This window comes from Rhodoferax ferrireducens, from assembly GCF_031458075.1.
GTDB classification, from domain to species: domain Bacteria; phylum Pseudomonadota; class Gammaproteobacteria; order Burkholderiales; family Burkholderiaceae_C; genus Rhodoferax_B; species Rhodoferax_B ferrireducens_A.
The window spans coordinates 76569-99341 of record NZ_JAVDXT010000003.1 but is presented as its reverse complement, the minus strand read 5'-3'; the positions used below and the strand labels follow the sequence as shown (position 1 = coordinate 99341).

Annotated in this window: 22 protein-coding genes; 15 read left to right on the top strand and 7 right to left on the bottom strand. The window is 64.0% G+C overall.

From position 1 onward, the window contains the following. Nucleotide 1 precedes the first annotated feature (1 nt). Together J2X19_RS15880 and J2X19_RS15875 are read left to right on the top strand one after the other, a co-directional pair. Complete coding sequence (locus J2X19_RS15880; protein ID WP_310375338.1) at nucleotides 2-1003, top strand: L-threonylcarbamoyladenylate synthase; 1002 nt, start codon at nucleotides 2-4, stop codon at nucleotides 1001-1003. Nucleotides 1004-1068: 65 nt separating this feature from the next. After that, nucleotides 1069-2043, top strand: a complete 975-nt coding sequence (locus tag J2X19_RS15875) for an SGNH/GDSL hydrolase family protein (RefSeq protein WP_310374699.1) — start codon at nucleotides 1069-1071, stop codon at nucleotides 2041-2043. A gap of 89 nt (nucleotides 2044-2132) precedes the next feature. Here J2X19_RS15875 and J2X19_RS15870 read toward each other — a convergent pair whose 3' ends face one another. The 3 genes from J2X19_RS15870 to dacB all read right to left on the bottom strand — a co-directional run bounded on the left by J2X19_RS15870 (nucleotide 2133) and on the right by dacB (nucleotide 5619). Beyond that, complete coding sequence (locus J2X19_RS15870; RefSeq protein ID WP_116608427.1) at nucleotides 2133-2801, bottom strand: OmpW/AlkL family protein; 669 nt, start codon at nucleotides 2799-2801, stop codon at nucleotides 2133-2135. Nucleotides 2802-2820: 19 nt separating this feature from the next. Next, nucleotides 2821-4053 carry an SGNH/GDSL hydrolase family protein gene (locus J2X19_RS15865; RefSeq protein ID WP_310374696.1) on the bottom strand — a complete coding sequence of 411 codons (1233 nt, stop codon included), beginning with the start codon at nucleotides 4051-4053 and terminating at the stop codon, nucleotides 2821-2823. Nucleotides 4054-4143: 90 nt separating this feature from the next. Next, nucleotides 4144-5619, bottom strand: a complete 1476-nt coding sequence (dacB, locus tag J2X19_RS15860) for a D-alanyl-D-alanine carboxypeptidase/D-alanyl-D-alanine endopeptidase (RefSeq protein WP_310374694.1) — start codon at nucleotides 5617-5619, stop codon at nucleotides 4144-4146. A gap of 161 nt (nucleotides 5620-5780) precedes the next feature. Here dacB and tsaB point away from each other — a divergent pair, with 161 nt between their 5' ends. The 7 genes from tsaB (at nucleotide 5781) to J2X19_RS15825 (ending at nucleotide 11500) form a co-directional block, all read left to right on the top strand. Further along, complete coding sequence (gene tsaB, locus J2X19_RS15855) at nucleotides 5781-6476, top strand: tRNA (adenosine(37)-N6)-threonylcarbamoyltransferase complex dimerization subunit type 1 TsaB (RefSeq protein WP_310374692.1); 696 nt, start codon at nucleotides 5781-5783, stop codon at nucleotides 6474-6476. Next, nucleotides 6473-6949 (top strand): ribosomal protein S18-alanine N-acetyltransferase, encoded by a 477-nt coding sequence (gene rimI / locus J2X19_RS15850; RefSeq protein WP_116608424.1) that lies wholly within the window; start codon nucleotides 6473-6475, stop codon nucleotides 6947-6949. The genes tsaB and rimI overlap by 4 nt, the downstream gene beginning before the upstream one ends. After that, nucleotides 6946-7704: a uracil-DNA glycosylase gene (locus tag J2X19_RS15845; RefSeq protein ID WP_310374690.1), complete on the top strand. Its 759-nt coding sequence runs from the start codon at nucleotides 6946-6948 to the stop codon at nucleotides 7702-7704. The genes rimI and J2X19_RS15845 overlap by 4 nt, the downstream gene beginning before the upstream one ends. A gap of 21 nt (nucleotides 7705-7725) precedes the next feature. Next, nucleotides 7726-8550 (top strand): orotidine-5'-phosphate decarboxylase, encoded by an 825-nt coding sequence (pyrF, locus tag J2X19_RS15840; protein WP_310374687.1) that lies wholly within the window; start codon nucleotides 7726-7728, stop codon nucleotides 8548-8550. A 15-nt stretch (nucleotides 8551-8565) separates the two neighbouring features. Further along, the gene (locus J2X19_RS15835) at nucleotides 8566-9462 is read left to right on the top strand and encodes a LysR family transcriptional regulator (protein WP_310374685.1); all 897 of its coding nucleotides are present in this window, start codon (nucleotides 8566-8568) and stop codon (nucleotides 9460-9462) included. A gap of 95 nt (nucleotides 9463-9557) precedes the next feature. Beyond that, a complete protein-coding gene (locus J2X19_RS15830) occupies nucleotides 9558-10523 on the top strand; it encodes a Bug family tripartite tricarboxylate transporter substrate binding protein (RefSeq protein WP_310374683.1) in 966 nt (321 codons plus the stop codon). 2 nt (nucleotides 10524-10525) lie between these two features. Then, nucleotides 10526-11500 (top strand): M14 family metallopeptidase, encoded by a 975-nt coding sequence (locus J2X19_RS15825; protein WP_310374681.1) that lies wholly within the window; start codon nucleotides 10526-10528, stop codon nucleotides 11498-11500. Here J2X19_RS15825 and J2X19_RS15820 read toward each other — a convergent pair. Beyond that, complete coding sequence (locus J2X19_RS15820) at nucleotides 11470-11703, bottom strand: hypothetical protein (protein ID WP_310374679.1); 234 nt, start codon at nucleotides 11701-11703, stop codon at nucleotides 11470-11472. The genes J2X19_RS15825 and J2X19_RS15820 overlap by 31 nt on opposite strands. A 368-nt stretch (nucleotides 11704-12071) precedes the next feature. On the opposite strand from J2X19_RS15820, the gene J2X19_RS15815 reads away from it, so the two are divergent. Next, nucleotides 12072-13859 carry a DUF1800 domain-containing protein gene (locus tag J2X19_RS15815; protein ID WP_310374677.1) on the top strand — a complete coding sequence of 596 codons (1788 nt, stop codon included), beginning with the start codon at nucleotides 12072-12074 and terminating at the stop codon, nucleotides 13857-13859. A 10-nt stretch (nucleotides 13860-13869) separates the two neighbouring features. Continuing rightward, a complete protein-coding gene (locus J2X19_RS15810; RefSeq protein ID WP_310374675.1) occupies nucleotides 13870-15291 on the top strand; it encodes a DUF1501 domain-containing protein in 1422 nt (473 codons plus the stop codon). A gap of 65 nt (nucleotides 15292-15356) precedes the next feature. Here the strand turns inward: J2X19_RS15810 and J2X19_RS15805 are convergent, their stop codons facing one another. Next, nucleotides 15357-15548 (bottom strand): hypothetical protein, encoded by a 192-nt coding sequence (locus tag J2X19_RS15805; RefSeq protein ID WP_116608418.1) that lies wholly within the window; start codon nucleotides 15546-15548, stop codon nucleotides 15357-15359. A gap of 204 nt (nucleotides 15549-15752) precedes the next feature. Here J2X19_RS15805 and J2X19_RS15800 point away from each other — a divergent pair, with 204 nt between their 5' ends. The 4 genes from J2X19_RS15800 (at nucleotide 15753) to J2X19_RS15785 (ending at nucleotide 18689) form a co-directional block, all read left to right on the top strand. Then, entirely contained in the window at nucleotides 15753-17492 is a 1740-nt protein-coding gene (locus J2X19_RS15800; protein ID WP_310374672.1) for a methyl-accepting chemotaxis protein, read from the top strand. Nucleotides 17493-17624: 132 nt separating this feature from the next. Further along, nucleotides 17625-17945 (top strand): ElaB/YgaM/YqjD family protein, encoded by a 321-nt coding sequence (locus J2X19_RS15795; protein WP_092757474.1) that lies wholly within the window; start codon nucleotides 17625-17627, stop codon nucleotides 17943-17945. 35 nt (nucleotides 17946-17980) lie between these two features. After that, nucleotides 17981-18379 (top strand): phage holin family protein, encoded by a 399-nt coding sequence (locus tag J2X19_RS15790; protein ID WP_092757475.1) that lies wholly within the window; start codon nucleotides 17981-17983, stop codon nucleotides 18377-18379. Beyond that, nucleotides 18360-18689 (top strand): YqjK family protein, encoded by a 330-nt coding sequence (locus tag J2X19_RS15785; RefSeq protein ID WP_310374667.1) that lies wholly within the window; start codon nucleotides 18360-18362, stop codon nucleotides 18687-18689. Before J2X19_RS15790 ends, J2X19_RS15785 begins: the two co-directional genes overlap by 20 nt. Nucleotides 18690-18760: 71 nt before the next feature. On the opposite strand, the gene J2X19_RS15780 is transcribed toward J2X19_RS15785, so the two are convergent. Together J2X19_RS15780 and uvrA are read right to left on the bottom strand one after the other, a co-directional pair. Beyond that, nucleotides 18761-19693, bottom strand: coding sequence for a DMT family transporter (locus J2X19_RS15780; RefSeq protein WP_310374665.1), 933 nt, complete (start codon nucleotides 19691-19693; stop codon nucleotides 18761-18763). Nucleotides 19694-19755: 62 nt separating this feature from the next. Beyond that, nucleotides 19756-22689, bottom strand: coding sequence for an excinuclease ABC subunit UvrA (gene uvrA, locus J2X19_RS15775; protein WP_405048672.1), 2934 nt, complete (start codon nucleotides 22687-22689; stop codon nucleotides 19756-19758). Nucleotides 22690-22773 lie beyond the last annotated feature (84 nt).

The window sequence follows — 22773 nt, the reverse complement described above, 5'->3', positions numbered from 1 at the left end:
CATGCTGCTAGACGGCCAAGACCCTGCCGCCATCCAGCAAGCTGCCCGCGCGCTGGCGGCGGGTGATTTGCTGGGCCTGCCCACCGAGACGGTGTACGGCCTGGCGGCCGATGCCTCCAGCGACACGGCCGTGGCCAAGATATTCAAAGCCAAGGGCCGGCCCAGCGACCACCCGTTGATCGTGCATCTGGCGCCCGGCAGCGCCGGCGTGGCCCATTTCGCCACCCAGGTGCCGGCCTTCGCCCAGGCGCTGATGGATGCGTTCTGGCCCGGCCCGCTGACCCTGATCCTGCCGCGCCGCCCCGGCGTGGGCGCTGCGGCGGCCGGCGGCCAGGACTCTATCGGCCTGCGCTGCCCCGCGCACCCTGTGGCCCAGGCGGTGCTGCAGGCCTGTGCGGCCCTGGGCGTGGCCGGGCTGGCGGCGCCCAGCGCCAACCAGTTTGGCCGCGTCAGCCCGACCACGGCGGCCCATGTGCAGTCCGAGTTCGGTGCCGACCTGCTGGTGCTGGACGGCGGGCCCTGCACCATGGGGATTGAGTCCACCATCGTCGACTGCAGCCGTGGCGTGCCGGTGCTGCTGCGCCCCGGCAGCATCAGCCGCGACCAGATCGAGCAGGCCTGCGGCCAACCGCTGCGCGACAAGGACACGGTGGCGGCGACGCCCCGGGCCTCCGGCACGCTGGAAGCGCATTACGCGCCCACCGCCAAGCTGCGCCTGATGGGCACGGCCGCGCTGCAGACCGCGTTGGACCTGCTGGGCCAGGACCTGGACGGCAAGCCTGCACGTATCGGCGTGTATTCGCGTACCGCCATGCGCAGCCGTTCGACCCAGGTGGTGTGCCGGCGCATGCCGGCCGACGCGGCGGCGGCAGCCCAGGAGCTGTTTGCCGCGCTGCGCGATTTCGACGCCCAGGGCGTGCGCCTGATCTGGGTCGAACTGCTGCCCGACAGCCCCGAATGGGAGGGCGTGCGCGACCGTTTGCAGCGGGCTTCGGTGGCTTGACGGTTCTTTACTCCGTGTTACTTCTGGGTCTCGTTAAACTCAGCCATCGAAATTTGGAGTTACCTATGACCGTATTGAGCTTGCGCCGTGCCTTTTTGGGGCTGGCCTGCGCCTCGGCCGCCTTGCTGGCAGCCTGTGGTTCCAGCACCACCGAATCGGCGCTCACGCCTTCCCGCATCATTGCTTTCGGCGATGCCTTCAGCGTGGTCACCCCGGGCGCCAAGTACACGGTGAACGACAGCAGCATTAACAACTGGGTCACGCAATTTGCCTCCAGCTACGGTCTGTCGGTGGCGCCGAACGCCAGCGGTGGCCAGGTGTATGCGCAGGGCAATGCGCGCATCGGCACCAAGCCCGATGCCGCCGGCAGCAGCACCACCTTGACCGTGACCGAGCAGGTCGACACCTTCCTGGCTGGCAACAGCCTGGGCGCGAACGATGTGGTGCTGATCAACGGCGGCATCAGCGACCTGGTGGTGGACATGGCGGCGGTGACCGCCGGCAGCCTCAGCGAATCCCAGATGCAGGCGAATGCCGCCCAGTACGGCAAGGATTTGGGCGCGCAGGTGCGCCGCCTGGTCAACGCCGGTGGCAAGCATGTGGTGGTGGTCGGCCCGTACAACCTGGGCATCACGCCCTGGGCGACGACCCTGGGCAAGACCGATCTGCTGAAGCAGTCCAGCAGCAAGTTCAACGAAGCCATGCTGGTGTCCATCGTCGACCTGGGCTCGACCGTGCTGTACATCGATGCCACCTATTACTTCAACCTGGTCTCGGCTACGCCAACGGGCTATGGCTTCGTGACGGAAAGCACCTTGCACGACAGCTACACGCCGAAGATCGCCTGTACCTCGGTGGATAGCGGCGCGGGCATCGGCACCGGCAGCAACCAGGTCAACTCGTCCTTGTGCACCACCTCCACCATCGCCTCCGGCGTAACCTACGACCAGTACCTGTTTGCTGACAACCTGTACTTCACGCCGCTGGGGCAGCGCCTGTTTGGCCTGTACGCCTACGACAAGGTGCATCTGCGCTGGTGATTTGGGCTCACCCCCAGGCTGCTCCTGGGGTTGTTCTGGCACAAAAAAAGCCGACCCATGGGTCGGCTTTTTGCTTGGGGGCTTGGCGTTTAGAAACGGTAGCCTACGCCCAGGGACAGGGTCAGCGGGTCGAGCGTGACCTTGATGGTTTGGCCGGTGGACAGCGTGCCCGTGGTCTTGACGAAGGTCTTGGCGACCATGCCTTCGACAAACCAGCGTTCGTTCAACGCCAGCGTGCCGCCGACCTGCAGAGTCAGTCCCAGCTTGGACTCCAGCGACAGCGTGGTGGGGGTGCTGGCATTGCCGCCGGTGATGGCCGTCAGGGTGGCGGTGCTGCGTTCCTTGAAGAACTTGGCATAGGTCAGGCCGGCACCAACAAATGGCCGGAACTGGGCATGGGCCTCGCCAAAGCGGTACTGGCCCAGCAGCGTGATGGGCAAGGCCTTGGTCTCGCCGATCTTGCCGGCGCCGGCAATCGAGCCCGCTCCGGTGAGCGTGTGTTTGAACGGCACGGCGATGGGCACGTCCAGCGCCCAGTGGTCGTCCAGCATGTAGGTGATGCCGCCGGACGGCCGGGTGCTGCCGTTCGAGTCGATCTGGGTGTTCGGCAGGCTGGAGGCCGACAGGTTGCCGCTGTCGACGTCGGGGGTGATGTTCATCACGCCGCCGCGCAGCATCCAGGTGCCAGCTGTCTGGGCCTGGGCCGCCGCTGCGCTCAACAGTACCGCCAGCGCCAGGCAGAGAGGGGTGGTTTTCATCGTCAGTCCTTAGCGGGGGTTACAGCCAGCCAGCCTTGGCCAGCTGCAGCGCGATATAGCGGTTCAGCAGCTTGTAGCCGGCGGGGGTGGGGTGCACGGTGTCGGCGTACTGGTAGGTGCTGACATCCACGCCGCTGAGCGTGTTGCTGGTGGTGCAGGCCAGGGACGAGCCCGCCAGGATGTTGCTGCTGTCGGCCCGGCAGGCCGGGGTGGTGACATTGGTCAGGCCGTACTGCGCCGGGTTGGCGGTCTGGTCCAGGCCCTGGGTGTAGGCGTCCACATAGAGCACGCCGGCCTTGCCGGCCAGGGCGTTCTGCAGCGTGTTGTTGTAGGTGGTGGCCATGCTGGTCAGCAGGGCCTGGGTGTTGGCCGACTGGCCCAGGCCCAGCGGCGTATTCGCCACGCTGGGCAGGTTGACCACGACCACGTACTTGGCGCCACGGTCTAGCAGCGAGGTCTGGACCAGGGCCGCCTGGGTGCTGGCGGCAATTGCCATCTGGGTCACGGCCGCGGTGGTGGCCATGGTGGTGAAGGCATTGGCCGTGGCCAGGGTCACACCGCCGGCAATCGTGGCCTGGTCGGCTGGCGACCATTCGGCCACCAGGGCCGCAGCCTGGGCCACGCCCTTGGCGGTGGCGATTTCGGTGGGGGTGGCGGTGCCGCCCAGGGCGGCGTTCACATAGTCGACCACTGCGGCCACGGCATTCAGGTGCATGAAGACATCGTTGCCGCCGACCATCACCGTGACCAGTTCCTTGCCGGTGTAGTTGCCGTGGACGGTCAGGTGCTTGGCAAACTGGTTCGCCAGGGGCAGGGCGATCAGGCCGATATTGGTGGCCCCCAGCGTGGTTTGCAGCGTGGTGCTGTTCGGTGCGTAGACCGAGGTGACGCGCGCGCTGCCCTGGGCGTAGTTGGTGCAAGTCGGGTGGTCGACCACGGCCACGGCGGGCAGGGCGCTGAGGTTGGATTGCAAGCCGGTCTGGGCTGCGCAGGGGGCTGGCAGGTTCAGCTGGCTGGCCAGCAGCTCGGTCCAGTTGACCGGGCCGGTGGTCGTGCCATTGACGGTCCATTTGCCGCCGCCGACGGCGGCAATTGCGCCCACCTTGTAGGTACCCACATCGCTGAGGCTGTCACCAAACGACACCATGCTGCTGAAAGACAGCTTGGTGGCGGTGTCGCTACCCCCGCCGCCGCAGGCGGACAAGGCCAGCGCAGCCATCAGCAGCGCCATTTTGGTGGGAATCCAGTTCATCGGGGGTACTCCTTGTGAGAAAAAGAACGGTCGTTCGTTTGTGGCCGGAATGTTAAGCGCCCCCGTCCACTTGCCGCAAAGGGTTACTACCTAGTTGGGCTTTGCGGCCTGGTCCTTTACCGTCCATTCCACCAGCGCGTCCAGTGCCGGGCGGGCGGCCGCGGCCAGCGGATGGTTGACGATGCCGACCACCACATAGCGCTGGCCGCTGCGCCCGGTGGCATAGCCGGCCACCGAGGCCACGTCGCGCAGAGTGCCGGTTTTCAGCCGGGCATTGCCCAGGGCTTCGGGCGCCAGGCCACGGTCGCGCATGCGCTGGGTGGTGCCGTCGACGCCGGCTATCGACAGCGACTGGGCGAACACCGCGCCCTGCGGGTGGCTGGCGGCGCGGCGCAGCAGCTGGCCCAGCGCGCGGGCGCTGGTGCGCTCGTCGCGGCTCAGGCCCGAGCCGTTCTCCAGCGTGGGGGCGGGCACGTCCTTGCCGATGGCAGCGGGCCACCAGGCGGCCACGGCGGCGCGCGAGGCGGCCAAATTACCTGGCCGGCCGCCCTGCAAGCCCAGGGTCAGGAACAGCTGCTGGGCCATCACGTTGTTGCTGAACTTGTTGATGTCGGCGATCAGATCGCCCAGCGGCAGCGAGGGCGCGTCCATCAGCCAGCGCGCGTCGGCGGGCGTGCTGCCGTCGCGCACCTTGCCGCTGAATTCGCCGCCGGCATTGGTGAACATGGCCTGCAGCACCCGGCGCGCATAGCTGGCCGGGTCGACATAGGCCACCGGCCAGCTGCGTTCGCCGCAGGCGGCCGGGTAGCGGCCGAGGAACTGCACCCGGTCGGGGTCGGCAAAGTCGGCGCCCAGCTCGCTGCGCCAGTCGCCGCAGCTGGCGGTGCTGAGCGGCACGCGGGTGTCGATCTGCACGCCAGCGATGGGCGGCTCGGTCTTGATGAAGGCGGTCTTGCCGTCGGGTTCGGGCGTGAAGCTGAAGATCAGCGACTTGAAGTTGACCAGCAGGCCGTCGGGCGCGGTGTTGTAGGGGCTGAGCGCCTGGCCATCGAAGTCGGCCGGATTCCGTTCCACGGGCTCGAAGATGCCGTGGTCCAGCACGATGTCGCCGCGCACCTTGTGCACGCCCAGGGCCCGCAGCGCCTGGAAGGCCGGGTCTATGCGTTCCAGCACCAGCTTGGGGTCGCCGCCGCCGCGGATGTACAGGTTGCCGGCCAGCACGCCGCCGCGCACCGGGCCGTCGGCATAGAAGCGGGTCTTCCAGGTGTAGTCGGCGCCCAGGGTGTCGAGCGCCGCATAGGTGGTCACCAGCTTCATCACCGATGCCGGATTCACCAGCACATTGGCGCGGTGGTTCAGCCGCGGCGGACCGGCGCCGTCGGCCTTGGTGACCAGCAGGCTGACGGCACTGGGCGGCACTTTGGCGCGGGCCAGCGCGGCGGCAACCTCTGGCGGCAGGCGCTGGGCCAGGGTGTTGCCGGCGCAGCAGGCCAGGCCCAGCGCAAGCGCGCCGAGTCTGGGCCAAAATCGGGTCGTATGTGTGCGGTGGGGTGTGGAATGGGTCATATGCGCAAAGCTATAGAAATCATAGCTGGTTGCGCTAGATAATCCTGCGCTAACTGCTTGTTTGACCAGGACTTTACGCAAGTCCCCGTGTGCGCCCAAAGGGCGGCACAAGGAGCGATGCGTAAATCCTATTGATACTGAAGATACTGAATTTTTTGCCCATGCCCCTGCTTGCCTTCGATACCAGCACCGACACCTTGTCCATCGCCGTGAGCGATGGCGCGCGGCTGTGGCAGCACAGCGGCGCGGGCGGCGCGCAGGCTTCCAGCACGCTGATCCCGGCAATTCTGGCGCTGCTGGCGCAGGCTGGGCTGCGGCTGGACCAGCTGGACGCCATCGTGTTTGGCAGCGGCCCGGGCTCGTTTACCGGCCTGCGTACCGCCTGCTCGGTGGCCCAGGGCCTGGCTTTTGGCGCCAATAGGCCGGTGCTGCCTATCGACACCTTGATGGCCGTGGCCGAAGAAGCCCGTGAACAGCACGGCGTGCTGCAGGTGCAGGCGCTGCTGGATGCACGCATGGACGAGGTCTACACCGGCTTTTACGCCTACGACCAGGGTCGCTGGACCCAGCGCGACGACTTCCAGCTGGTCCGGCCGGAAAACCTGCTGCAGCAAGACGGTTGGGCCCAGGCCGGCAATGCGCTGGCCGTGTACGCAGACCGCATCCCCGCGTCCACCGGGCTGCGGATCGCCGCTTTACCCACCGCCACCGCCATGTTGCGCCTAGCCCCGGCCCTGCTGGCTGCCGGCCAGGCCGTGCCGGCCGACCAGGCCTTACCGCGCTATATCCGCGACAAGGTCGCCAAGACCACCGACGAGCGCATGGCCGAAAAAGCCGCGCTGGCCGCCGCCCCATGAGCGCACAGCTGCAGGTCACCGAGCCCGACCAGGTGCGCTTCGAGCCGCTGACCGGCCTGTGGCTGGACGAGATCGCGGTCATCGAGCAAAGCGCGTATGCGCACCCCTGGTCGGTCACCAACTTCAAGGACACGCTGGCCGCCGGCTACGAGGCGCAGATCCTGCTGGCCGGGGACACCGTGCTCGGCTATTTCGTGGCCATGAAAGGCGTGGACGAGGTACACCTGCTGAACATCACCGTGGCCCCGGCCTACCAGCGCCAGGGCTGGTCGCACCTGATGCTGGACGCGCTGGCCCTGTGGGCCCGTGGCCAGGGCGTCGAATGGCTGTGGCTGGAGGCGCGGGTCAGCAATCTGCGCGCGCTGCAGGTCTATACCCGCTACGGCTTCCACCGCGTCGGCCTGCGCAAGGATTACTACCCCGACGGCCAGGGCAAGCGCGAGCACGCCATCGTCATGAGCCTCAAGCTATGAGCCTGGACCTCGATACCCGCCAACGCGCGATGCTGGCCGAGATGCACGTGCCGGTCTGGTGGCCCGAAGCCGCGGCCGAGCCGCTACCCGAGCCCGTGCCAGCCCCGGCACCGGCGCGGTCGGCGCCCAAGAGCATTGCCCAGGCCATTGCCGATGCTCCTGAATTGGTAGCTGCTCGCGCAGCTTCCATCAGCGCCAAAGCCCAAAATGATGCTGAACCCGTAGCTGTAGCCGCGTCCAGCGACTGGACCGGCCTGCGCGCCGCCTGGGCCACGGCCCAGGCCTGCGTGCCGCTGAACACCGCGCTGGGCGCCCAGGCCGACTGGCTGGTGCTGGGCGAAGCCCTGGGCGTCAGCGAAAGTGGCCAACCGTTTGAGGCGCCGGAAGCCCAATTGCTGGCGAATATGCTGCAGGCCGTCGGCATCAGTACCCGGCCGGACGCGCGCAGCGCCTGCATCACCAGCCTGCTGAAAACCCCGGCCCTGGACGGCAGCGACCCGCTGGCCGCCAGCGAACCGCACCTGCGCCAGCTGGTCGCGCTGCTGCAACCCAAGCTGATCCTGGCGCTGGGCCCGTTTGCCGCCCAGCTGCTGCTGCGCGACAGCACGCCGCTGGGCCAGATGCGCGGCCGGGTGCACCGTTTCCACGGCGTGCCGGTGGTGGTCAGCTACCACCCGTCCATGCTGCTGCGCAATCGCCCGGAAAAAGCCAAGGCCTGGGCCGACCTGTGTCTGGCGCTGGGGGCCATGGCGTAGACAGCCTCGTAAAATCGGAGCATGACCTTCTTAGACATGCTCCAAACCGCCGGGCAGCGCAACGCCTCCATGCTCTGCGTCGGGCTCGATCCCGATCCTGCGCGCTTCCCCGGTGGCTGGCGCGGCGATGCCAGCAAGATTGCCGACTTCTGCGCCCGCATCGTCGAAGCCACGGCCGATCTGGCCATCGCCTTCAAGCCGCAGATCGCCTACTTCGCCGCCCACCGCGCCGAAGAACAGCTGGAGCGCGTGGTAGCCCACATCCGCCGCGTCGCCCCCCATGTGCCCATCATCCTGGACGCCAAGCGCGGTGACATTGGTTCCACCGCCGAGCAGTACGCCATCGAGGCCTTCGAGCGCTACGGCGCCGATGCCGTCACCCTGTCGCCCTTCATGGGCTTCGACTCGGTCCAGCCCTACCTCAAGTACCCGGGCAAGGGCGCGTTCCTGCTGTGCCGCACCTCCAACCCCGGCGGCGACGACCTGCAGAACCAGCGCCTGGCCGATGTGCCCGGCCAGCCGCTGCTGTACGAACACGTGGCCGGCCTGGCCCAAGGCCCATGGAACCTGAACGGCCAGCTGGGCCTGGTGGTCGGCGCCACCTACCCGGCGGAAATCGCCCGGGTGCGCGCCCTGGCCCCTACCGTGCCGCTGCTGGTGCCCGGCGTAGGCGCACAGGGCGGCGATGCCCTTGCCACGGTGCAGGCCGGGTGGACCCAGGACGGCTCGCTGATCGTCAATTCCTCGCGGGCCATCCTGTATGCGTCGTCTGGCGACGACTTCGCCGATGCGGCCCGCCGGGTGGCGCTGGACACCCGCGACCAGCTGCAGGCCGCGCGCAACTAAACCACCGCCAGCCACATGCAACTCAAGTGGCTGGAAGACTTTGTGGCGCTGGCCCAGACCCGCAGCTACACCCGCGCGGCCGAGCTGCGCCACGTCACCCACCCGGCCTTTGGCCGTCGCATCAAGGCGTTGGAAGCCTGGGCCGGCGCGCCGCTGCTGGAGCGCGGCAGCGGCCCGGTACGGCTGACCACGGCCGGCGAGGGCTTTCTGGACACGGCCCAGCAAATGCTGCGCGGTCTGGACAGTTCGCGTGAAGAGCTGCGCGCCGCCGCCGGCCGTGAGGCCCGCGCCGTGACCCTGGCGACCGGCCGCACCTTGGCCTGCACCCTGGTGGCCGAATGGCTGCCGCGGCTGCAGCCCACGCTGCAGCAGGGCGAGGGCGAGCTGCGCATCCTGACCCGTGCGCTGGCCGAGACCGTGCTGCTGCTGGAGCAGCACGAAGCCGATTTTTCGCTGACCTACCACCATCCGGTGCTGGCGCTGCGCCTGGATGCGCGGCAGTTCAGCCACCTGGCCCTGGCCTCCGACAAGCTGGTGCCAGTGGTGCGCACCGATGCGCGCGGCCAGCCCTCGCATGCGTTTGGCGACAGCGCCGTGCCCTACCTGGCCTATGCGCGCAGCCTGGCGCTGGGCCGCCTGGTCGAAGACCATCTGGCGCAGAACCGGCACGCGCCGCTGCTGCAGCGCTGGGTGGAGTGCGACTCGGCCGATGCGGTCTACCAGTACGTGCGCCAGGGCCAGGGCGCAGCCTGGCTGCCGTGGTCCATGGTGCATGCCGACTGCAAGGCCGGCCAGCTGGTGGTGCTGGGCGATGCGCGCATGGAGGTGCGCTTTGACGTGCGCCTGTACCGGCCCAAGCGGCGTCTGAGCCCGTTGGCCGAAGCCGTGTGGCAGGTGTTCGCGCGCCGCTGATGCGGCCTGAAATAGCACGGACTGGTGCTGTTTTGGCACCATCGGCAGGGGTTGCTGTCTGCAGAATCCAGTCCAACCCCACCAGGATGCCCACCATGAAAACTTTGCTTCTTCGCTGCCTTGCGGCGGCTGCCTGCTCTGCTGCTGTGCTGGCCAGTGCCCAGACCGTCTACCCCACCAAGCCCATCACCATCGTCGTCGGCTACCCGCCGGGTGGCAGCACCGACCTGATGGCGCGTACCCTGGGCACCGAGCTGTCCACCCGGCTCGGCGTGCCGGTGGTGATCGACAACGTGGGCGGGGCCGGCGGCAGCATAGGCGCGCAAAAAGTGGTGCGTGCCGCGCCCGACGGCTACACCTTGCTGGTCGGCGCGAACAACGAAATCGCCATCAGCCGCCTGGTGTCGGCCTCGGTCAAATACGAGATCAAGGACTTCACCCCGCTGGGCCTGATTGCCTCGCAGCCCATGCTGCTGGTGGCCTCGGCCAAAAGCGGGGTGAAGAACCTCGACCAGTTCATGGCCCAGGTCAAGGCCAACCCCGGCAAGTTCAGCTACGGCAGCTCGGGCGTGGGTACCGGCCTGCACCTGGCCGGTGAAATGGTTAAGGACCAGGGCGGCCTGTTCCTCACCCACATCCCCTACCGCGGTGTGGCGCCGCTGGTCAACGATCTGCTGGGCAGCAATATCGAGTTCGGCGTGTTCGTGCTGTCCAGCGGCCTGCCCTATGTGCAGAACGGCCAGATGGTGGCGCTGGGCACCACCGAGCAGAAGCGCTCCGCCGTCACACCGCAGATCCCGGCGCTGGCCGAGAACCCCAAACTCAAGGGCATCGACATCAGCACCTGGTTTGCGCTGATGGGGCCGGCCAATCTGCCCGAGCCGGTGGCCAGCCGGCTGAAGAAAGCCCTGGGCGAGTCGCTGCAGTCGCCCGATCTGCGCAAGAAGCTGGAGGCCTCGGGCTCGGCCATCGCGCCGCTGAACGTCGACATGCCCAAGTTTCTGGCCGAAGAGACGCTGAAGTACAAAAAGATCGTCGACTTCGCCAAGATCAAGGAGTGAGCATGCTGACCCCGACCCTTGCCTGCCCCGACATCAGCCCCTGGCGCGCCGGTAACACTGGCACCGAAGGCGTGTGGCAGTTCGACTCTGGCCAGCCTGGCCGCCATGTGATGCTCAGCGCCCTGGTGCACGGCAACGAGCTCTGCGGCGCCTGGGCGCTGCTGGGCCTGCTGGAAGCCGGGTTGCGGCCGCGGCACGGCAAACTTACCCTGGCGTTCTGCAACCTGGCCGCCTTTGACCGTTACGACCCGGCCCAGCCCGATGCCGCGCGCTTTGTCGAGGAAGACCTGAACCGCCAGTGGCTGCCCGAGCGCATGGCGCGGGGCGATACGCTGGAGCGCCGCCGGGCCCAAGCCCTGCGCCCCTTTGTGGCCCAGGCCGACTGGCTGCTGGACCTGCATTCCATGCACGAGCCCTCGGCCCCGCTGCTGCTGACCGGCATGCAAGCCCGCAACCTGGCCCTGGCCCATGCAATGCGCAGCCCCGCCCACGTGGTGGTCGATGCAGGCCACCAGGACGGTGTGCGCATGCGCGACTTCGGCCGCTTTGGCCAGTTGGACGCGCCGGGGGTGGACGACGGTACGCGTTCCTTGTTGGTGGAATGCGGCCTGCACAGCGACCCGGCCAGCCGCGGCGTGGCCCAGGACCAATGCCTGCGCTTTCTGCAGGCCGCGGGCACGCTGGACCAAGAGGCGCTGGCGCAGCAGCTGCCGGGCTGGCGGCTGGCCGATGCGCCGCAGCAATGGGTGCTGGAAGTCACCGGCCCGGTGGTGGCGCGCAGCCAAGACTTCCGCTTCGCCGCGCCCTATACCGGCCTGGAGCTGTTTGCCCAGGCGGGCACGGTGATAGGTTGGAACGAGGGCGAGCCGGAATGCACGCCCTACGACGACTGCGTGCTGGTCATGCCCTCGCTGCGCCAGCTGCGCGCCGGCGTCACCGTGGTGCGCTATGCGCGGCAGCGGTTGCTGCTTGGGTAAACCGGCTTGCTATTGAATAAATAGCTGCTGGTGCTGGTGCTGGTGGAATATGCACTAGAACCAGATTTTTCTTGAATTTCAAGGCGGCGTTTCAAAGCGGATGTCGTTGACCCAGCATCCGCCATATGGTCAGCATGGTCGTCAGTAAAACCAAAAGCAAGAGGCTCATGTAGCTCATCGAGGCTCAGGCGGAATAGGCTCATTGTTGTCGGTTGCAGCACATGCTTTTGCGGCCATTATCAATGGCGAGCGCGGGATTTTTTGTACTTCACAGCCATTCTCCTGGGGCGCTAATCTCCGTAAATGTGCTGCTTTCCTGGGTGCTCGCCATGCATCTTTTTGAAGGTATTTCTCTCGGGAAATTTCTCTTCTTTGTTGCGCAGAATGGACTGTTTGAGAAGAGTCGATGTAACAGTTAAAAATAATTTGCTATCACGACGGTAGCTTAAAAGGCAGCCTAGCCATGGGCTCAACACTTCTTTGCATGTGTAACTAGAAACTTCTTAAATTTGCTACTACGACAACATATTTTTACAATGTTGACATCCTTTCTACAGGGTAGGAGCTCACCATGGATGCGGATATCGATAGTCCTGCAGTTGCACCGCCTGTTGCGGCACCTGTGGCAGCAGCCTTGGCTGCCAGTTCACTTGCTGCGTGTGGAGGGGGGGGCGATTCGAGCGCCTCCAGCGGTGGATTTGCTGGTACAGCCTCCGCAGGAGCGTCGACCTTGACCGACGCCCAGGCCGCACGTTTTCTTCTGCATGCCCAGTTTTCTGCCTCCGATGCTGAAATCGCCACAGTTCGGAACATTGGACCCACTGCCTGGCTATCGTCGCAATACGCCGGTATAGCGGGACAGACGGGCTGGGACTGGCTCAATAGCCGTGGCTACGATTCCATCAGCTACGCCACCCGGTATTACGACTTGGAATACCCGGGTGATTTCATGATATGGAATCAGCTGATGACGGCTCCCGATGCGATGCGCAAACGCATGGCACTGGCATTGAGCGAATATTTCGTTGTTTCGCTGACGGGCTTGAATGCGGGATGGCGAGGCCATCTGATTGCGGGTTACTGGGATACGTTGGTGGCCCACGCATTTGGTAATTTTCGCAATCTTCTCCAGGCTGTGACATTAAGTCCTGCGATGGGGACTTACCTCAATACACGTGGAAACCAGAAGGAGAATACGTATATAGGCCGCCAGCCGGACGAGAATTTCGCCCGAGAAATCATGCAATTAATGACCATCGGATTAAGTAAGCTTAATTTGGATGGGTCTAAAAAATTGGACGGCAATGGCAAAAGTATTGATACGTATACGCAGGACGATGTAGCTAACCTGGCGCGTGTATTTACCGGCTATGACATTGATAGAAGTGAAGATGTGATCGTCATTGAGCCAGTACAGAATCGCTCCATAGGTAATACCTCATATGCACGCAAGCCAATGATTCTTGATGCCACCAAGCATTCAACGTTGGAGGCTACTTTTTTGGGTGTCACGGTGGGGGCAAATGTCGATGGCGCGAGTGCCTTAAAGACAGCATTGGACACGCTGTTCAATCACCCCAACGTGGGACCATTTTTCGGCCGCCAAATGATCCAGCGTTTGGTTACGAGCAATCCCAGTCCGGCATATGTGGCAAGAGTCGCCTCGGCTTTCAATAACAATGGTTCTGGTGTACGAGGGGATTTGCGCGCCGTATGGACGGCAATACTGACTGACGTTGAAGCCCAAAGTTCCGATGGTTTGGTATCCACTTCCTTTGGGAAACTGCGTGAACCAATGCTGCGTCTGGTTCAGTGGGGTCGCACATTTGGCATTCGGTCAACCTATGGCAGCTGGAAGATTGTCGACCAAAGTGACCCCGTGGCTAGGCTTGGCCAAAGTCCTTTGCGTGCATCTTCCGTATTCAATTTTTTCCGCCCCGGATATAAGCCGCAAGGAATGACCGCGGGTGGAGCAGTCGCTCCAGAGTTTCAGTTGGTAAACGAGAGTAGCGTGGCTGGCTATTTGAATATGTTGCAAGGCGTGGCTCGCTGGGGTATTTACGTAATGGCTCCAGAGCAGTCATCGGCGGCCGCGAATAATAGCGCCACCAATGGTTTTGATATTGCTGCAAGCTATACGGCGGAGTTGGCTATAGCGCATGATGCTGACGCCCTTGTGGCACGATTGAACTTGTTATTGTGTGCCGGGCAGCTCAGTGCTGCGACGCAGGTATTAATTGTGAATGCCTTGAATGCAGTGCCTTTAACCGTAAATAGCAGTGATTTCTTGAAACTCCATCGTATTGCTTCGTTGGTATTGCTGGTGATGGCATCCAGTGAGTATTTGGTGCAAAAATAAGGAGCTTGCCATGTATTTTCAAGACTTGCAAAAATATTCGCGCCGTGCATTTTTACGTCGATCGGGTCAATTGGCATTGACCGGTTCTGCATTGCCTGTGGCACTTAACTTGGCCGCTATAGGGGAGGCGGCAGCATTTAATGCTACTGATTACAAAGCGTTGGTTTGTGTTTTTATGTACGGAGGGAATGACTATGCGAATACAGTGGTTCCCTATGACGATGCAAATTACAACGCGTACCAAAATATCCGTAGCAATATTGCGCTAAGCAAGGCATCTTTATCGTCCATGATTTTGCAGCCCAATACGCCGTTGGCGGGCGGGCGTCAGTATGCGCTGCATCCGGCTATGCCTGCCATGGCAGGCTTGTTTAATTCGGGTAAGGCTGCTGTGCAAATGAATGTGGGGCCACTGGTTGTTCCGCTCACAAGAGTTCAGTATGCAGGCAGTAACCGCACTTTGTATCCATTGCCTCCGCAGTTGTTTTCCCATAATGACCAGCAGTCTGTATGGCAGTCATCTTCGCCGGAAGGATCTACCGTGGGATGGGGTGGAAATATCGGAGATTTGGCTTTGTCTGGGAACGGAAGCAGCCTTTTTACTTGTATTTCAGTATCGGGTAATGCCGTGTATTTGTCGGGGGACAACGCCTTGCAATACCAAGTCAGTACGGGCGGTGCGGTGGGTATCAGCGGCATCAAGGGCATCGTTTATGGATCCAGTGCGGTGCAAAATGCACTAGCTACCATCAGCCAGCAACCCCGTAGTCATATTCTGGAGAATATCTATACAACCACAACCGCCCGTTCGGTTGGCGCAGAATCGCTGGTCACTAGCGCACTCGCAGGTGTCTCGGTCGGCACGTCTTTTACTGCGGGTAATCCGCTTGCTGACCAGTTGAAAATGGTGGCGCGTCTGATAGCTGCACGCACAGCATTGGGAACCAAGCGGCAGGTGTTTTTTGTCTCCATCGGCGGGTTCGACCTGCATGACAACCTATTGCCCCAGCATCCTGCGCTGCTTGGCCGGGTCAGTGATGCGATGGCGTCGTTTTACAACGCCACAGTGGAACTCGGCGTGGCGGACAAGGTGACTGCATTTACCGCCTCTGATTTTGGCCGGACCCTGACCAGCAATGGCGATGGTTCCGACCATGGTTGGGGCAGTCACCATTTCGTGGTGGGTGGCGCGGTCAAAGGTAAGGCTTTTTACGGCAAGCCTCCCCCTATCAGCGTGGGGAATACAGCCGCACCAGAGGACCAGTGGCACGTGGGCCAGGGTCGCTTGCTTCCCAGCACTTCGGTGGACCAGTATGCGGCCACTTTGGCCAAATGGTTCGGTGTGGGACCTACGGAATTGGCGGGCATTCTGCCTAACTTGAACCACTTTGGTTCAGCCGACTACCCGATTGACCTGGGATTTATGGCGTGATGCTATTTAAATAATAGCAAGCTACGCTTTGAAATCCGGTGCCAATGCGGAATTCCATTTAAATCTCAGGGCGGCGTTTCAAAGCTGATGTTGTTGATCAGCATCAGCCACATGATGAGCGCCGGTATCACCACCGGCAGGGACAGGGCGCAGAACATCAGCGCTGTCATCAGGAAAGCAGCAATATCGTTCCACCAGAGCAGCAGCAGCGCACCCAGGTCTATTTCCCAGAACCGTTGTGGTGCTTGATTTTTCATGGTGGTCCTCTTCTCGGCACCAGTGTAGTCCGTTGTGCAGGACTTTTCAGCTTTGTAGGAACGGGTGTTGCTGTCTGGCGCCGTGAAAAGAAATCGTCGTCCATTTGATGGACGTCCGGCGCGAGGCACGCTTTACACGCGCGTACCCCGTGGCGCATGCTTTGATGGCTGCCATACCGGCAGTCCCAAGCAGAAGGGCACGTGATGAACTTTCGGAACATGACGGTAAAAGGGCAGCTGACGTTTGCGTTTGGCCTGTTGGTGGCCTTGGTGCTGGGGGTTGCACTGGTGGCGGTGCAGGCCCTGGTCAATGCGCATGAAAAGTTCACCTTCTACAACGAGGTGACGGTGAAACAGAACCATTTGGTGGACGATGTGCGTGCTGCCATCAGTGCCCGGGCCATTGCCGCGCGCAATCTGGTGCTGGCCACGGAGCCCGCAGACCGCGAGATGGAATATGCGGCCGCGGTCAAGGCGCACCACGCGACCGAAGAGTCCATGGCCCGGTTGAACCTGGCCCTCAAGGACAACCCCAGCCCGCTGCCTGGCGACGTGCGCATGGTGGCCGAAATGGGCCGGATCGAATCGCTGTATGGGCCGGTGGCCCTGGCCATTCTCAAACTGGCGATGGAGGGCAAGAACGAGGAAGCCATCGCCAGGATCAACAAGGACTGCCGTCCGCTGCTGGTGGCTCTGGTCAAGGCCAGCCAGCAAGGGGGCGACAGCGTTCTGGACGAGGGCAGTGGCTATAACCAGGCGCGCGGCTTGCTGCTGCTGGCCAGTGCCCTGGCGATTGCGGCTGCGCTGGTGATGGGCTTTCTGATCACCCGCAACCTGGTGGGGGCGTTGGGCGGTGAGCCGCGGCAGGCGGCCGATCTGGCGCGGTCTGTGGCCCAGGGCGACCTGACGATGCCGATCCAGCTGAAGGTCGGCGATATGTCCAGCCTGATGGCCCAGCTCAAGCGCATGCAGGAAAGCCTGGTCGGCGTGGTCAGCACCGTGCGCCAGGGTTCGGACGGCGTGGCCACGGCCAGTGCCGAAATCTCCCAGGGCAACCATGACCTCAGCAGCCGTACCGAGCAGCAAGCCAGCGCGCTGCAGCAGACCGCGGCGTCGATGGAGCAGCTCAGCTCCACCGTGCGGCAGAACGCCGACAACGCCCGTCAGGCGAACCAGCTGGCGGTGAGCGCCTCCAGCGTGGCGGTGCAGGGCGGCGCCGTGGTGTCCGAGGTGGTGGAGACCATGAAAGGCATCAACGACAGCTCGAAGAAGATTGCTGACATCATCGGCGTCATCGACGGGATTGCCTTCCAGACCAACATCCTGGCCTTGAACGCTGCCGTGGAAGCCGCGCGTGCCGGCGAACAGGGGCGGGGCTTTGCCGTGGTGGCCAGCGAGGTGCGCAACCTGGCCGGGCGCTCGGCCGAAGCCGCGAAGGAGATCAAGAGCCTGATTTCTGCCAGTGTGGTCCGCGTGGAGCACGGCTCGGCCTTGGTTGACAAGGCGGGCACCACGATGACCGAAGTGGTCGCCGCCATCCGCCGGGTGACCGACATCATGGGCGAGATCAGTGCCGCCAGCAGCGAGCAAAGCACCGGGGTGAGCCAGGTTGGCCAGGCGATTTCGCAGATGGACCATACGACCCAGCAGAATGCCGCGCTGGTAGAGCAGATGGCGGCAGCGGCCAGCAGCATGAAGACCCAGGCGCAGGACTTGGTGGACGCCGTGGCGGTGTTCAAGGTGGGCCAAGGGGATGCTGCAGCCGTTCCCCGCGCCCGCGTCGCAGCCATCCAGCCGCAAGCTGCGGTACCCTTGGCGGTGCGGGCTGTGGCGGCGGCTGCAAAGGCAAAGCCGGCGACGACCTTGGGCGCTACGCGGCGCCTGCCATTGCGCGCGGCGGCCCCGGCCGGCGCGGGCCACCAGGAGGACTGGGCGGCATTTTGAGCCACGCCAACAGCGTGGGCAGACTCGGCTGGTAAAGTGTTTCAAAGTGTCAACATGTGGCGGCAAGCACCGCAATCCGCGAATCGAATCTGCTACCCTTTATTTACTTTTTATCCACCAGAAAGATGCGCCATGTCCAAAGTTAACCAAGCCAGCATTGAGTCCCAAGAAAAATTGGTCAGCGACATCAAATCCGTGATTACCGACGCCGAAGAAATGCTCAGCGCCACCGCGGACCAGGCCGGCGACAAGATCAGCCAGCTGCGCGCCCGCGTCAAGGCCCGCCTGGGCGATGCCCGCGAACGTCTGATCGATGCCGAAGCCGCGTTGATCCACAAAACCAAGGCCGCGGCCCGCGCTACCGACGACTACGTGCACGAGTCCCCCTGGACCGCCGTGGGCGTTGCCGCCACTGTCGGCTTGCTGGTCGGCCTGATCATTGGCCGCCGTTAAGCGGCTCCAGCCCTCGTCCCGGCAGCAGTCTGGCCATGCGTAGCGCAGGCGGCGGCCCTTTCGCCGCGCTCAGGAGCATTCCCATCACCCTGCTGACCATGGCGCAGACGCGCCTGGAGCTGCTGGGCAACGAACTGCTGACCGAGAAGAATCTGGCACTGCGCCAACTGGCGCTGGTGCTGGCCATGGTGGCCTGCGCCGGCCTGGGCCTGCTGCTGGCCGTGGTGCTGGCGCTGAGTCTGCTGTGGGAACAGCGGGTAATCGTGTTGTCGGTGCTGGCCGTTGTCTTTTTGGCGGCGGCGGGTGGCTGCTATGCGGCCCTGCGCCAATCCAGCCGGACGTCGGCCGGGGTGTTCGCCAGCAGCCTGGCCGAACTGCAGGAAGACCTGCGCCAACTCAAAGCCGCATCCCAGCATGGCCAAAACCCGGATTGAACTGGCCCAGCAAAGGGCCCGGCTGGTCGAGCGGATTGCCGCCCAGCGGGTCTTGCTGGCGCACGATCTGGCGCCTTTGCAGCGGGTCGGCCAGGCCGGCAACCGGGTCAGCAATCTGGTGGGCGATGTGCTCGCCTATCTGGGCCAGCACCCGCTGGCACTGGCGGCGGCGCTGGGCAGCCTGATGCTGTTCAAGCCGCGTGCGGCCTTGCGCTGGGCCAGGCGCGGTCTGTTCCTTTGGCGCAGCTGGCGCGCGGTGCAGATCTGGCAGCCGGCCATGTTGCTGGGCTTGCTGCGCCGCTTCATTTGAATCAAACGCTATTGAATATATAGCTGCTCGCGCAGGCTATATCTGCGCCAGAGCCCTAAAACGCTTGAATTTCAGAGGCGTGGCGCTTCTTCCTTGGTGACCAGCCAGATGCCGCCGCAGACCAGCAGCAAGGCTACGCCGTTCTTCCACTCCAGAAAGCTTTCGTCCAGAAACAGGGCCGACAGCAGGGTGCCGAACACCGGCACCATGAAGTTGAACACCGTGATCATGCTGACCCGGTTGTACTTCAGCAGAATCGTCCACAGCGAGAATGCCACCGAGGTCAGCGCCACCATGTAGAGCATCAGGGCCGCGGAGACCGGCGTGAAGGCCTCCAGGTCACCGCCGGTGGCAAAGCCGATTAGCAGCAGGGCCACGCCGCCGATGGCCAGCTGGTAGCCGGTCAGCACCACCGAGTCCACCTGCTGCGAGATTTTCTTGCCGTAGATGCTGGCGGCCGACAGGATGAAGGCTGCCAGCACGATCGCGCCTTCGCCCAGCAGGGTGAAGTCGAAGCTCAGCAGGCCCGGGCGGAAGTTGACCACCATCACCCCCCCAAAGCCGACCACGCAGCCCAGCACCTTGTTGAAGCTCAGGCGGTCATTCTTGTAGATGAAGTGCGCGAGCAGCACGCTGAAGAAGGTGCCGGTGGCGTTCATGATCGAGCTTTTCACGCCGGTGGCATAGGCCAGGCCGATGTAGAAGAACACATATTGCAGGCTGGTCTGCGTCAGGCCCAGCAAGGTCATCTGGCCGAAAGTGCGCAGCTTGATGGCGAATACCGGTTTGCGGCTGATAGCGGCAAAGGCCAGCAGCACCAGGCCAGCAAAGGCGAAGCGGTAGCCGGCAAACACCAGCTTGGTGGGGATGTCGTCGGCGGCGATATGGAACAGCGCATAGCCGTTCTTGATCGCCGGGTAGGCGCTGCCCCAGAGCAGGCAGCACAGCGAGGCCAGAAGGAACACCACCTTGCGGTGGGTGAAAACAGAAGAGCTTTGGGGCACGGGGAATCCGGTCAGGTTGGGCCCCCGCTGTGTGCGCGAAGGCGGCAGCGAGGACAGGAGGGTTACAGCAGGCGGGCCAGGTATTTGCCGGTGTGGCTGGCCGGGTTGGCGGCGATCTGCTCGGGCGTGCCGACGCCGACCACGGTGCCGCCCCCGGCGCCACCTTCGGGGCCCATGTCGATCAGCCAGTCGGCGGTCTTGATCACGTCCAGGTTGTGCTCGATCACTACGATGGTGTTGCCGGCGCTGCGCAGCTGGTGCAGCACCTTGAGCAGCAGGGCGATGTCGGCGAAGTGCAGGCCGGTGGTGGGCTCGTCCAGGATGTACAGCGTGCGGCCGGTGTCGCGTTTGCTCAGCTCCAGCGCCAGCTTGACGCGCTGGGCTTCGCCGCCCGACAAGGTGGTGGCCGACTGGCCCAGCTTGATGTAGCTCAGGCCCACGTCCAGCAGGGTGTGCAGCTTGCGCGCGATGGTCGGCACGGCCTTCAGGAACTCGTAGGCCACCTCGACCGTCAGCTCCAGGATCTGCGCGATGTTCTTGCCCTTGTACAGCACTTCCAGGGTTTCGCGGTTGTAGCGCTGGCCCTTGCAGACATCGCAGGGCACGTACACGTCGGGCAGGAAGTGCATCTCCACCTTGACCATGCCGTCGCCCTGGCAGGCTTCGCAGCGGCCGCCGGCCACGTTGAAGCTGAAGCGGCCCGGGCCGTAGCCGCGTTCGCGCGCCATCGGCACCTCGGCCATCAGCTCGCGGATCGGGGTGAACAGGCCGGTGTAGGTGGCCGGGTTGCTGCGCGGCGTGCGGCCGATGGGCGACTGGTCTACGTTGATCACCTTGTCGAACTGCTCGATGCCGATGATTTCCTCGTGCTCGGCCGGCTCGTCGTGCGCGCGGTACAGCTGGCGCGCCACGGCGGTGTACAGCGTGTCATTCACCAGCGTGGATTTGCCTGAGCCGGACACGCCGGTGACGCAGGTGAACAGGCCCACCGGAATATCCACATTCACCTTCTTCAGGTTGTGGCCGCTAGCGCCGACGATGGACAGCCAGCCTTCGCCGGGCGCTGGCTGCTTCTGGCGGTGTCGTTCTGCGGGTACTTCGATTTTCAGCGTGCCCGCCAGGTACTGGCCGGTGAGCGAATCGGGATTGGCCTTGACTTCGTCAAACGTGCCCTGGGCCATGATGCGGCCACCGTGGATGCCCGCGCCCGGCCCTAGGTCGATCACATGGTCGGCGGCGCGCATCATGTCTTCGTCGTGCTCGACCACCAGCACGCTGTTGCCGATGTCGCGCAGATGCTGCAGGGTGGCGATCAGGCGGTCGTTGTCGCGCTGGTGCAGGCCGATGCTGGGCTCGTCCAGCACGTACATCACGCCGGTCAGGCCCGAGCCGATTTGGGATGCCAGGCGGATGCGCTGGGATTCACCACCGCTCAGGGTTTCGGCGCTGCGGTCCAGGCTCAGGTAGTTCAGGCCCACGTCGTTCAGGAACTTCAGCCGCAGGCCGATTTCGCGCACGATCTTGTCGGCGATCTCACCCTTGGCGCCGCTCATCTTCAGCTGGCTGAAATAGGCAAAGGCCTCGCGCAAGGTGGTGTGGCTGATCTCGAAGATGGCACGGGCCTGCGTGCCTTCGCCCACCTTGACGTGCCGGGCTTCGCGCCGCAGCCGCGAGCCGTTGCAGGTACTGCAGGGCTGGGTGGTGCGGTAGCGGGCCAGGTCTTCGCGCACCAGGTTCGAGTCGGTCTCGCGGTAGCGCCGCACCATGTTCGGGATGATGCCCTCGAACGGATGCTTCTTGCTGACTTTCTTGCCCTGGGATGCGCCTGAGTCCATCACGTAGCTGAACTTGATGTCTTCGCTGCCCGAGCCGTGCAGCAGTGCATGCTGGGCCTCGGCGGGCAGGCTTTCAAAGGCCTGCTCGATGTCGAACTTGTAGTGCTTGGCCAGGCTTTCCAGCATGGCGAAGTAGTAGGCGTTGCGCCGGTCCCAGCCCTTGATGGCGCCACTGGCCAGGCTCAGCGACGGAAAGGCCACCACCCGGCTCGGGTCGAACAGCTCTTGCGCGCCCAGGCCGTCGCAGGCCGGGCAGGCGCCGACCGGCGAGTTGAACGAGAACAGCCGCGGCTCCAGGTCGCTGATCGAATAGCTGCAGATGGGGCAGGCGAACTTGGCGTTGAATAGATGTTCCTTGCCGGATTCCATCTCCACCACGATGGCCTTGCCTTCGGCCAAGCGCAGCGAGGCTTCGAAGCTCTCGGCCAGGCGCTGGCGCTGGGCGGCCACGGCCTGGGGTTCGCTGTCGCCATGTACTTTGACACGGTCTATCACCACGTCGATGCTGTGTTTCTCGGTCTTTTTCAGCTTGGGCAGCTGGTCGAACTCGAAGGTTTCGCCATCTACCCGGAAGCGCACATAGCCCTGGGCCTGCATTTCGGTAAACACGTCGGCGTATTCGCCCTTGCGCTCGCGGGCGATGGGCGCCACCACCATCAGGCGGGTGTCAACCGGCAGGGCCAGCACCGCATCCACCATCTGGCTGACCGTCTGGGCCTGCAGCGGCAGGTCGTGGTCGGGGCAGTAGGGCGTGCCGGCGCGGGCGAACAGCAGGCGCAGATAGTCGTGGATCTCGGTCACCGTGCCCACGGTGGAGCGCGGGTTGTGGCTGGTGGCCTTTTGCTCGATGGAAATTGCCGGGCTCAGGCCTTCGATCAGGTCCACGTCCGGCTTGTCCATCAGCTGCAGGAACTGCCGCGCGTAGGTGCTCAGGCTTTCCACATAGCGGCGCTGGCCTTCGGCGTATAAGGTGTCGAACGCCAGGCTGGACTTGCCCGATCCGCTCAGCCCGGTAATCACCACCAGTTGGTTGCGCGGGATGTCCAGGTCGATGTTCTTCAGGTTGTGGGTGCGCGCGCCGCGGATGCTGATGCGCTGCAGCTGCAAGGCATTGCGCAGGTAGGTGCCTTCAAAAGAGGCATCGGAAAGGGCTTGATTCAAAGTAGTGCCGGCTTAGGGGTAACCCGCCATGATAGACAATCGCAGAGTTTGTGCTTGCCTACGGTCTACGGTGTCCTGCGTGTC

What these genes read in the sequence shown, in the direction of transcription:
- J2X19_RS15880 (WP_310375338.1), top strand. Translation starts at nt 2, where the DNA reads ATGCTGCTAGACGGCCAAGACCCTGCCGCCATCCAGCAAGCTGCCCGC.
- J2X19_RS15875 (WP_310374699.1), top strand. Translation starts at nt 1,069, where the DNA reads ATGACCGTATTGAGCTTGCGCCGTGCCTTTTTGGGGCTGGCCTGCGCC.
- J2X19_RS15870 (WP_116608427.1), bottom strand. Translation starts at nt 2,801, where the DNA reads ATGAAAACCACCCCTCTCTGCCTGGCGCTGGCGGTACTGTTGAGCGCA.
- J2X19_RS15865 (WP_310374696.1), bottom strand. Translation starts at nt 4,053, where the DNA reads ATGAACTGGATTCCCACCAAAATGGCGCTGCTGATGGCTGCGCTGGCC.
- dacB (WP_310374694.1), bottom strand. Translation starts at nt 5,619, where the DNA reads ATGACCCATTCCACACCCCACCGCACACATACGACCCGATTTTGGCCC.
- tsaB (WP_310374692.1), top strand. Translation starts at nt 5,781, where the DNA reads ATGCCCCTGCTTGCCTTCGATACCAGCACCGACACCTTGTCCATCGCC.
- rimI (WP_116608424.1), top strand. Translation starts at nt 6,473, where the DNA reads ATGAGCGCACAGCTGCAGGTCACCGAGCCCGACCAGGTGCGCTTCGAG.
- J2X19_RS15845 (WP_310374690.1), top strand. Translation starts at nt 6,946, where the DNA reads ATGAGCCTGGACCTCGATACCCGCCAACGCGCGATGCTGGCCGAGATG.
- pyrF (WP_310374687.1), top strand. Translation starts at nt 7,726, where the DNA reads ATGACCTTCTTAGACATGCTCCAAACCGCCGGGCAGCGCAACGCCTCC.
- J2X19_RS15835 (WP_310374685.1), top strand. Translation starts at nt 8,566, where the DNA reads ATGCAACTCAAGTGGCTGGAAGACTTTGTGGCGCTGGCCCAGACCCGC.
- J2X19_RS15830 (WP_310374683.1), top strand. Translation starts at nt 9,558, where the DNA reads ATGAAAACTTTGCTTCTTCGCTGCCTTGCGGCGGCTGCCTGCTCTGCT.
- J2X19_RS15825 (WP_310374681.1), top strand. Translation starts at nt 10,526, where the DNA reads ATGCTGACCCCGACCCTTGCCTGCCCCGACATCAGCCCCTGGCGCGCC.
- J2X19_RS15820 (WP_310374679.1), bottom strand. Translation starts at nt 11,703, where the DNA reads ATGAGCCTATTCCGCCTGAGCCTCGATGAGCTACATGAGCCTCTTGCT.
- J2X19_RS15815 (WP_310374677.1), top strand. Translation starts at nt 12,072, where the DNA reads ATGGATGCGGATATCGATAGTCCTGCAGTTGCACCGCCTGTTGCGGCA.
- J2X19_RS15810 (WP_310374675.1), top strand. Translation starts at nt 13,870, where the DNA reads ATGTATTTTCAAGACTTGCAAAAATATTCGCGCCGTGCATTTTTACGT.
- J2X19_RS15805 (WP_116608418.1), bottom strand. Translation starts at nt 15,548, where the DNA reads ATGAAAAATCAAGCACCACAACGGTTCTGGGAAATAGACCTGGGTGCG.
- J2X19_RS15800 (WP_310374672.1), top strand. Translation starts at nt 15,753, where the DNA reads ATGAACTTTCGGAACATGACGGTAAAAGGGCAGCTGACGTTTGCGTTT.
- J2X19_RS15795 (WP_092757474.1), top strand. Translation starts at nt 17,625, where the DNA reads ATGTCCAAAGTTAACCAAGCCAGCATTGAGTCCCAAGAAAAATTGGTC.
- J2X19_RS15790 (WP_092757475.1), top strand. Translation starts at nt 17,981, where the DNA reads ATGCGTAGCGCAGGCGGCGGCCCTTTCGCCGCGCTCAGGAGCATTCCC.
- J2X19_RS15785 (WP_310374667.1), top strand. Translation starts at nt 18,360, where the DNA reads ATGGCCAAAACCCGGATTGAACTGGCCCAGCAAAGGGCCCGGCTGGTC.